This is a genomic window from Arenibaculum sp., from assembly GCF_035998295.1.
Classification (GTDB): Bacteria; Pseudomonadota; Alphaproteobacteria; order Azospirillales; family Azospirillaceae; genus DASYHS01.
In genome coordinates this window covers 1-9,415 of sequence record NZ_DASYHS010000211.1, presented here as the reverse complement: position 1 = coordinate 9,415, position 9,415 = coordinate 1, and the positions used below count along the sequence as shown (strand labels likewise).

The window sequence follows — 9,415 nt, the reverse complement described above, 5'->3', positions numbered from 1 at the left end:
TCCTACCAGTTCTTCAACAAGACCCGCGCCAACATCCTGGCGAACCCGCATGCGGCGCTGCTGCTGATCGACCCGGCGACGGTCCGCCAATACCGGCTGTGCATGCGCTACCTCCATACCGAGACCGGCGGCCCGCTGTTCGAGAGCATGAAGGCCAAGCTGGCGGGGATCGCGTCCCATACGGGGATGCAGGGCGTGTTCCGCCTGCTCGGCGCCGACCTGTACCGGGTGCTGGAGATCGAGGCGGTGCCCGGCGCGACGCTGCCGGCGCCGGTCCGCGGCCGCTCGCTCCTGTCGGCGGTGCGGACGACCTGCGAGAGGATGCTCGCGTGTGCCGACCTGGCGACGCTGCTCGACCAGATGCTGGCGGACCTGCAGGGCTCGTTCGGCATCGACCACGCCATGGTGCTGATGCTGGACGAGGCGGCCGGCCGCCTCTACACGGTCGCGAGCCTCGGCTACAGCGCGTCCGGCGTCGGCTCCGAGGTGGCGCTCGGCGAGGGGGTGATCGGCGTCGCCGCGCGCGAGCGCACGCCGATCCGCATCACCCACATGACGACGGAATACGCCTATGGCCGCGCCGTGCGCGACAGCGCCCGGATGTCGGGGATGGCCGGCGCCGAGGCGACGGAGATCCCGTTCCCCGGCCTTGCCGAGCCGCACAGCCAGCTCGCCGTGCCGATCCTGACCGGGCGCCGCCTGGCCGGCGTCCTGTTCGTCGAGAGCCCGCAGGAGCTGCGCTTCCGCTACGACGACGAGGACGCGCTGGCATCGGTCGCGGCGCATCTCGGCGCGATGATGCAGGCGCTCCAGCAGCCGGCGGCCCCGGCCGCTCCGGCGGCGGCGGAAGAGGCGCCGCCGCTCCCGGCGCCGGGCGGGGCGTGCTCGGTCGTGCGCCACTACCCCGCCGACGACAGCGTCTTCATCGACCACGACTATCTGATCAAGGGCGTGGCCGGTGCGATCTTCTGGAAGCTCGCGCGCGACCACGTCCGCCAGGGCCGGACCGAGTTCACGAACCGGGAGCTGCGCCTCGCACCCGACATCCGCCTGCCCGACGCGGCGGAGAACCTGGAGGCGCGGCTGATCCTGCTGCAGCGGCGCCTGGCCGAGCGGTGCGATTTCCTGCGCATCGAGAAGACCGGCCGCGGCCGCTTCCGCCTGGCCGTGGCCCGCCCGCTGGCCCTGGAGGAAATGGCCTGCACCGCCGGCCGCTGACGCGGCGTACGAGGGCTACCTGACCCAGGGCCGCGACGGCGGCCCCGCGCCGCAAGGCGCGAAGCCAAGGCCCGCGGAGCGGGCCGCCCGGCGTATGAGGGCAGCGGCGATCTCGCCGCGATAAAATATGAAGAAACTTTTAGCATCGCGTGAGCCAACACTTAGCAAGCGGTTCGGCGGGGGTCTCCCGTATGGTCCGCTCCACCGAACAACGACACGGAAAGGAGCAGATCCCAATGACCGCCGACATCGCCGCCCCGCGCTTCGACATGTACCGACTGATCCACAAGGGCCTGCGCTCCCTGATGGCCGAGACCATGCTCGCCGCCGGCGCCATGGACGTCGAGGACGATGCCGACCGCGCTGCGGTGCTTGCCCGGGTCCGCGGCCTCGTCGCCTTCTGCCGCGGCCATCTCGCCCACGAGGACGCCTATCTCCACACCGCCATGGAGGCGCGCGAGCCCGGCTCGACCCGCCAGGCCGCCGGCGACCATGCCGAGCACGCGCACATGTTCGACGTCCTGGAAGCCGACGTCGTCGCGGTCGAGGCGACCCTGGGCGCCGCCCGCGCCGAGGCGGCCCACGCGCTCTACTGCCGCCTCGCCGTCTTCGTCGGCGAGAACTTCGTCCACATGGCCGTGGAGGAGAGCCACAACAACGCGGTGCTGTGGCGCAACTACAGCGACGCGGAGCTGGTGGCGATCCACGACGCGCTCCTCGCGACGATCCCGCCCGAGGACATGGCGCAGACCATCCGCCTGATCGCGCCGGCCGCGACCCCGGCGGAGCGCGCGGCCTTCCTCTCGGAGATCCGCCATTCCGCCCCGCCGCCGGCCTTCCAGGGCGTCCTGAACCTGGTGCTCTCGCTCCTGAAGCCGGTCGACCGCGAGAAGCTGACCCGCGACCTCGCGCTCCCGATGGCGGCCTGAGACCACGCGAACATCCCCTCTCCCGTGCAACGGGAGAGGGAGGGGCCCAACCGGAGGTTGGGAAGGTGAGGGCAGCACCTCGCAGGCCCTCACCTTCCCACCGCTGCGCGGCGGGCCCCCTCCTCTCCCGTTGCACGGGAGAGGAAATATTCAACCGGATAGGGTTCGCGTCCCGTCCGTGGGCCGTTCCCGGCGGCCCAAAAGAAGAAGGCCACGTCCCGGCGGGAGCGTGGCCTCATTTCCCGGCCGCCCCTTAGGCGGCGGTCCGGCTCGCCTAACCGCCGCTTCAGGCGGCGATGCGGTTCTGGTTCGCGGCCTCGATCCGCGCCTGCGCCCGCGCCTGGGCGTCGCGCGCCTTGCCGAGGACGGCCTTGCGGATCTTCTCGAAGGCCTTGGCCTCGATCTGGCGCACCCGCTCGCGCGAGATGTCGTATTCCTGGCTCAGCTCCTCGAGCGTGCGCGGGTCGTCCGTCAGGCGGCGCGCCTCCAGGATGCGGCGCTCGCGGTCGTTCAGCACGTCCAGGCTCTCGCGCAGCCAGCCCTCGTTGACGACGCGCTCCTGGCGGTCGGCGAACTGCACTTCCTGGTTGGCCCGGTCGTCGGCCAGCAGGTCGAGCCACTCGCTGTCCTCCTCCTCGCCGATGCGCGCGTTCAGCGAGCGGTCGGCGCCGAGCCGGCGGCTCATCTCCACCACCTCGGACTTGCGCACGTCCAGCGTCCGGGCGATCGATTCGGCGGCCTCGTCCGACAGGTCGCCCGCCTCGACCTCGTCGAGCTGGGCGCGCAGTCGGCGCAGGTTGAAGAACAGCTTCTTCTGCCCGGCGGTCGTGCCGATCTTCACCAGCGACCAGTTGTGCAGCACGTATTCCTGGATCGCCGCCCGTATCCACCACTGCGCGTAGGTGGCGAAGCGGAACCCCTTGCCGGGATCGAACTTCTCGGCCGCCTGCATCAGCCCGACATTGCCCTCCGCCACCAGGTCGGCGACCGGGAGGCCGTAGCCGCGGAAGCTGCGGGCCGTCTTGAGCACGAGCCGGAGATGCGCGCCGACCAGCCGGTCGAGCGCCTTGCGGTCGCCCCGCTCATGCCAGTCCCGGGCGAAAGCCAGCTCCTCTTCCGCCGTCAGGTAGTCGTACCGGTTGGCGTCCTCGATGTAGCGGCCCAGGTCCTGGTCCATGTTGAAATTCGTTGCCACGTCGCGTTTCCTCTTCCACCCCCGATGTCCCGGCCCTCGCGACTGGTCCCGGCCCGATGAGGTCGGCGCCAGGATCGATGCCGGCCCCCGCTGGGGCAGCCGGTCGTCGCAGTCGTGCATTTTTCCGGGAACGACGCTAGATATGGTGGACGACGGCCTCAATTCAAGGCCGGCACACCAATTGACGTGCGCTTTTCAGCAAAAATCCCGGTGCGTCGAAGCTCTCCTTTTCTATGCGGGGATTTTGTCCAAATCGCGGCGTCGGCGCGGGCATGGTTCGTCTTCTCGGGATTTTTTCGGCGCGACGGGTTCGTGCACGGGGCGAAGACATGCCGGCCATGCGCCGTGGTATTCCCGTCCGGTGGACCGCTCCAAGGCCCGTTCAAAGGAGCGCTCCGGCACCCCAGATGACTGGGAGGCAATTCCGCCTCGGGAGCTCATGCATGTTCGAGCCAGAAGAGATCGGCCGGATCACCCCGGACGAGCAGGCCGACGCTCTGCGCACGCTGATCGCGGTCTTCGCGACCTCGGTCGTGCGCGCCGGCCGCACGCCCCGCAATGCGATCAGCGCCGAGATCCTGGACATCGTCGACGAGGTGCCGGCCGAGGACGTCGAGACGGTCGCCCAGCTCTTCTCGATGCTGGCGCTCCGGTTGCGCCGCCGCGCCCGCCCGCGCCGCACCGTCTTCCGCCTGGGCCTGGAGACGGCGCTGCTCGCCCGCACCCATGCCGGCGGCGCCCCGGTCGCGAGCGAGACCGACTACCTCGACGAGGACCGGCCCGACATGGCGGAGGTCGAGGAAGCGCTGGGCCGGCTCGAACGCCAGCTCGTCGGCACCGGCGGACCGCAGCTCGCCGAGCGTCTTGGTGCCGAGGCGATCGCAGCCGCGTTGATGCATGAGGAACGCGCCTACGGCCATGCCGCGGCCGACCACGACGGCCGCGACCTCGCGGTGGCGGAGTTCCTGATGCGCCTCGCCGCCCAATATCTGAGGGCGACGTCCGTCCGTCGGTCCGGGCAGCAGGACGGCGATCCGGATGGCGGCCCGGATGGCGACCCGGACGGCGAAGACGAGTGAGGGGGAGCAGGGGCGGGGGATGACGACGTGACCGCGCATGACGTGGAGGTCCTGCCGGCGGATGCGCGGGACGAGCTGTTCGACCTCGCCTTCGCGCGGATCACCGGAAGCTGGCCGGTGGACGGCAACGGCATCCGGCTGCTGAAGGACGCCGGCGAGAACTACCCCGCCTGGCTCGACGCCATCGCGCGCGCGGAACGCACGGTGCATTTCGAGAACTACATCGTCGCCGACGACGAGGTCGGCCGCGACTTCGCCCGCGCGCTGGCCGAACGCGCGCGTGCGGGCGTCCGGGTCCGCCTCCTCTACGACTGGTGGGGCAGCTTCAGGATCGTGCCGTCGGATTTCTGGGCCCGGCTGCGCGAGGCGGGGGTGGAGGTTCGGGCCTTCAACCCGCCGCAGCCGACCTCGCCGCTGGCCTGGGTGAAGCGCAACCACCGCAAGGCGATCGCCGTCGACGGCAGGATCGGCTTCGTCTCGGGGCTGTGCGTCTCCCGCGCCTGGGTCGGCGACCCGGCCAAGGGCATCGCGGCCTGGCGCGACACCGGGGTCGAGCTGCGCGGCCCGGTCGTCGCCGACATCGAGGACGCCTTCGCCGAGACCTGGATCGAGGCCGGCGGCCGGATTCCGCCCGAGGACATGGCGGGGAGCATCGCAGGCGGCATGGCGCGCCCCGCCGGCCCGGTGCCGGGCGGCGTCCGCGTCCGCGTCATCCGCGGCCGCCCCGGCCGGCTCGGCGTCTACCGCCTCGACCAGCTCATCGCGTCGGCCGCGCGCCGCACGCTGTGGCTGACGGACGCCTATTTCGTGGCGAGCACGACCTTCGTGCGCGCCCTGGCCGACGCGGTGCGCGACGGCGTCGACGTCCGCATCCTGGTGCCGGGGACGAGCGACGCGCCGGCGGTGCAGGCGCTGGTCCGCGCGAGCTACCGGCCCCTGATCGAGGCGGGCATCCGCGTCTTCGAATGGAACGGCTCGATGCTGCACGCGAAGACGGCGGTCAGCGACGGCAAATGGTCCCGGATCGGCTCGACCAACCTGAACGTGGCGAGCTGGCTGACCAACTGGGAACTGGACGTGACCGTCGAGGACCGCGGCTTCGCCGAGGCGATGGAGGCCACGTATCTCGACGACCTGCGCAACGCGACCGAGATCGTGCTCGACGACCGCCGGCGCGTGCATCCCGCCGCCCCGCCGCCCCGGCGGGACGACCATCCCGACGGTCTCCCGCACAGGCGCCGCCTGCCCAGACGTGGCCCCGAGCGGACGGGAAGCGGCCGCCGCCTTGCCGCCGGTGCGCTGGGCGTCGGCAACACGGCAGGGGCCGCGATCACGGGATCGCGGCCCTTGAGCCCGATGGAGGGCAGGGTGCTCTTCGCCATCGGCTTCGCCATGCTGGTCCTGGCGGTGCTGGTCGCCGCCTTCCCGCTCGTGGTCGTCGTGCCGCTGGTGACGGCCCTGGTCTGGTTCGCCGGTTCCCTGCTGCTGCGCGCCTGGCGCCTGTGGAAGAGGCGCGCCTGACGGGCGCGCCTCTCCACTGACTTCCAGCCGGGTCTTGCCCGCTCGCCCGCTTACTGGGGCGAGGAGCTGCTGCCGCCCTGCGGCTGCTGCGGCTGGCCCTGGCCGCCGCTGCCGCCCTGCTCGGCGGTCTCGGCCTGCTGCAGCGTCTGCTGCGCCTGCTCCAGCGCCTGCTGCTGCTGCTGCATGCGCTGCTCGGTCTGCTGGATCGCCTGCTCGGCCTGCTGGATCGACTGGCTGGCCTGCTGCAGGGACTGGCGGGCCTGCTGCAGCGGGTTCTGCTGCGCGGCCGCCTGGAGCGCCTGCTCCGCGGTCTGCAGGGCCGCCGTGGCGATCTGCATGTCCTGCTGCTCGACGGCCTGCTGCGCCTGCTGCACCGCCTGCTGGACCTGCTGCATCGCCTGCTGCTGCTCCTGGCCCTGGGCCTGCTGCATGGCCTGCTCGATGCTCTGCTGCACCTGCTGGACGGCCTGCTGCGCGCGCTGCTGGTCCTGGCTCTGGATCGCCTGCCGCGCCTGTTCCAGCGACTGCTGGACCATCGGGAACTGCTGCTGCTGCTGCTGGCCGCCCGAGGACTGGCCCGGCTGCTGGCTCTGCGCCTGCTGCTGCGGCTGCTGCGACGGCTGCTGCTGCTGGCTCTGGGCCTGCTGCCCCTGGCCGTCCGGACGGACGATGGTGACGTTGGGATCGCTCTGCTGGGCGACGGCGGCGCCCGACAGCAGCATCAGGGATCCTGCTCCGGCGAGCAGCGATGCACGAAGACTGCGTGCGGTCATGCGATTCCTCCTGGTCTCGATGGATGGGCGCGGGTTCGGCGGCGCGGGGCATGTCGACCACGCCCCACGGCCCCGAACGCCACGGACTGCATCAACCGCACTCTCTCCCGGAAGTTTCGCCAGTATCGAAGAAAATAAGAAAGCTTTAACACATTCGATGTCGGTAGATCTTCTAATATTCGTGCGCCATGATTTCAGCAGAGACTACGCTGCTGACTGTATTCGCTTTTGAATCATATGCGCCGCATCCGCAGGGCGCCCCTGCGTCGGGAGCGGGCGCGCCGCCCGGCACGCGTGCGCCGGCGCCTTTTCAGGCGTGCGCCAGCGCCTGTCGCGCCATTGCCAGCACGCCCTCGCGGCTGGCGGCGCCGCCGGTGAAGCGGGCGGGGTGGACGAAGCCGGCATCCGCGATGCCGCAGGCCCGTTGCAGCGCTTCGCCCGACAGCCCCGCCCAGGCCTCGGGCAGCGGCAGGCGCTGGCCGAAGGAGCCCGGCTCCGGCCGCATGCAGTCGATCCGCCACGTGCCCGGCCGCGACGGGTACACCGCGAACAGGACCGGCAGCCCGTGCTCGAACGCGGCCTCCTGCCACGGCATCGAGGCCGGCAGTTCCAGGACGCGCGGGTCGGCCGCCGCCGCGGCCGCCGCCAGCACGGCGTCCTCGGCGCGCAGGCGCGCCAGCAGTGCCGCGACCTTGCGCCGGAGTGCCGCGTCGGCGAGCCGGGCGGCCTCCAGGAAGCGGGCGTTCTCGTCCGGCGCCGTGTCGTCCCAGGCCGGGTTGATGTCGGCGATCAGCCCGGCATAGGACAGGCCGTCGGCCTCGCCGATGCCGTTGTCGATCCTGTCGGTCGGCAGGATGAATTCCCGGTCCATGGCCGCCCACAGCCGCTCGCGCAGGCCGTCCGGCGCGTCGGGGACGAGCGTGCGCAGCGCGTCGCGCCCGAACGCGGCCCAGATCAGCCCGGCCGAGGAATAGGGCGTGCCGTCCGCGCGCAGCGGCCGCTCGCGCATGTGATGGTCGTAGCGGTGGCGCGACGGGTCGAAGACCCCGCCGACGTCGAACACGATTTCCGCCCGCGCGACGACCTCCGGGTCGCGCGACCGGGTGAAGTGGCGCGGCACCGTTTCCGGCTCGGCCAGCGCCAGCACGGCATAGGCGGTGACCTCGTCCGCGTGGAAGGTGCCGCTATGGGTCAGCGCCCGGATGCGTTCCATATCGCGTGCCGCCCGCCGCCCGTTCAGTCGCCGTCGCGGTCGCCGCGGCCGTCCTCGGTCGCTGGCACGGCCCACAGATCGTAGTCCTCGGCGTGCTCGACCTCGGCCAGCACCAGGTCGCCGGGCTCCAGCCCGGTGACGCCGTTCAGGAACACCGCGCCGTCGATCTCCGGCGCGTCGGCGTAGGAGCGGCCGATCGCGCCCTCCTCGTCGACCTCGTCGATCAGCACCTCGATCGTGCGGCCGACCATGCGCTGGAGGCGGGCGTCGCTGACGCGCTTCTGCGTCTCCATCAGGCGCTCCCAGCGCTCCTGCTTGACCTCGTCCGGCACCGCGCCGGGCAGGGCGTTGGCGGACGCGCCGTCGACGGGCTCGTAGCGGAAGCAGCCGACCCGGTCGAGCTGCGCCTCCTCCAGCCAGTCCAGCAGGAAGCGGAAATCGTCCTCGGTCTCGCCGGGGAAGCCGACGATGAAGGTGGACCGGATCGCGAGGTCCGGGCACATGTCGCGCCAGCGCCGGATGCGCTCCAGTACCTTCTCCTGGTTGGCCGGGCGCTTCATCGCCTTCAGCACCTTGGGGCTCGCATGCTGGAAGGGGATGTCGAGATAGGGAAGGATGCGCCCCTCCGCCATCAGCGGGATCACCTCGTCGACATGCGGGTAGGGGTAGACGTAGTGGAGGCGGACCCACGCGCCCAGCTCGCCCAGCGCCTCGCACAGCTCGGTCATGCGCGCCTTGACCGGGCGCCCGCGCCAGGTGCTCTCGGCGTGCCTGAGGTCGACGCCGTACGCGCTGGTGTCCTGGGAGATCACCATGATCTCGCGCACGCCCGCCGCGACCAGCTTCTCCGCCTCCTTCAGCACCGAGCCGGCCGGCCGGCTCGCGAGGTCGCCGCGCAGGCTCGGGATGATGCAGAACGAGCAGCGGTGGTTGCAGCCTTCGGAGATCTTCAGATAGGCGTAGTGCCGGGGCGTCAGCCGGATGCCCTGCGGCGGCACCAGGTCGACATACGGGTCGTGCATCGGCGGCACCGCCTCGTGCACCGCCTCGACGACGGCCTCGTACTGGTGCGGGCCGGTGACCGCGAGCACGCCGGGATGCAGCGCGCGGATGCGCTCGCCCTCCACCCCCATGCAGCCGGTGACGATGACGCGGCCGTTCTCGGCCATCGCCTCGCCGATCGCGTCCAGCGATTCCTGCTTGGCGCTGTCGAGGAACCCGCAGGTGTTGACCAGCACGACGTCGGCGCCGTCATAGGTGGGCGACACCTGATAGCCTTCGGCGCGCAGGCGCGTGAGAATGCGTTCGGAGTCCACGAGCGCCTTGGGGCAGCCGAGACTGACGATGCCGACTTTGGGGGCGGGCTTCCTTTTCATGGCGCGCCTATATAGCGCCTGCCGAGGCGCTTGCACAGGGAAGGAAACAGCGAGCGGTTACGGCGCGAACATCCCCTCTCCACCATTTGACATTGTTCCTAATTTGTTCCA

At 71.2% G+C, this 9,415-nt stretch carries 8 protein-coding genes; 4 read left to right on the top strand and 4 right to left on the bottom strand.

Going from position 1 to position 9,415, the window contains the following annotated elements; translation table 11 throughout:
* Both VGO20_RS20485 and VGO20_RS20480 read left to right on the top strand, forming a co-directional pair.
* Window positions 1–1,218, top strand: a 1,218-nt coding sequence (locus VGO20_RS20485) for a GAF domain-containing protein (protein ID WP_327504238.1), incomplete at its 5' end; no start/stop codon positions are given.
* A gap of 236 nt (window positions 1,219–1,454) precedes the next feature.
* Window positions 1,455–2,147, top strand: a complete 693-nt coding sequence (locus tag VGO20_RS20480) for a hemerythrin domain-containing protein (protein ID WP_327504237.1) — start codon at window positions 1,455–1,457, stop codon at window positions 2,145–2,147.
* A gap of 286 nt (window positions 2,148–2,433) precedes the next feature.
* Here VGO20_RS20480 and rpoH read toward each other — a convergent pair whose 3' ends face one another.
* Complete coding sequence (rpoH, locus tag VGO20_RS20475) at window positions 2,434–3,324, bottom strand: RNA polymerase sigma factor RpoH (RefSeq protein ID WP_414639865.1); 891 nt, start codon at window positions 3,322–3,324, stop codon at window positions 2,434–2,436.
* 461 nt (window positions 3,325–3,785) lie between these two features.
* On the opposite strand from rpoH, the gene VGO20_RS20470 reads away from it, so the two are divergent.
* Both VGO20_RS20470 and VGO20_RS20465 read left to right on the top strand, forming a co-directional pair.
* Window positions 3,786–4,421 (top strand): hypothetical protein, encoded by a 636-nt coding sequence (locus VGO20_RS20470; protein WP_327504235.1) that lies wholly within the window; start codon window positions 3,786–3,788, stop codon window positions 4,419–4,421.
* Between the two features lie 27 nt (window positions 4,422–4,448).
* On the top strand, window positions 4,449–5,942 hold the full coding sequence (locus VGO20_RS20465) for a phospholipase D-like domain-containing protein (protein WP_327504234.1): 1,494 nt from the start codon (window positions 4,449–4,451) through the stop codon (window positions 5,940–5,942).
* Window positions 5,943–5,992: 50 nt separating this feature from the next.
* On the opposite strand, the gene VGO20_RS20460 is transcribed toward VGO20_RS20465, so the two are convergent.
* From VGO20_RS20460 to rimO, 3 genes are all read right to left on the bottom strand, one after another.
* Window positions 5,993–6,715 carry a hypothetical protein gene (locus VGO20_RS20460; protein ID WP_327504233.1) on the bottom strand — a complete coding sequence of 241 codons (723 nt, stop codon included), beginning with the start codon at window positions 6,713–6,715 and terminating at the stop codon, window positions 5,993–5,995.
* A gap of 310 nt (window positions 6,716–7,025) precedes the next feature.
* Window positions 7,026–7,928, bottom strand: coding sequence for an MYG1 family protein (locus VGO20_RS20455; protein WP_327504232.1), 903 nt, complete (start codon window positions 7,926–7,928; stop codon window positions 7,026–7,028).
* A 23-nt stretch (window positions 7,929–7,951) separates the two neighbouring features.
* Window positions 7,952–9,304 (bottom strand): 30S ribosomal protein S12 methylthiotransferase RimO, encoded by a 1,353-nt coding sequence (rimO, locus tag VGO20_RS20450; protein WP_327504231.1) that lies wholly within the window; start codon window positions 9,302–9,304, stop codon window positions 7,952–7,954.
* Between the last annotated feature and the right edge of the window lie 111 nt (window positions 9,305–9,415).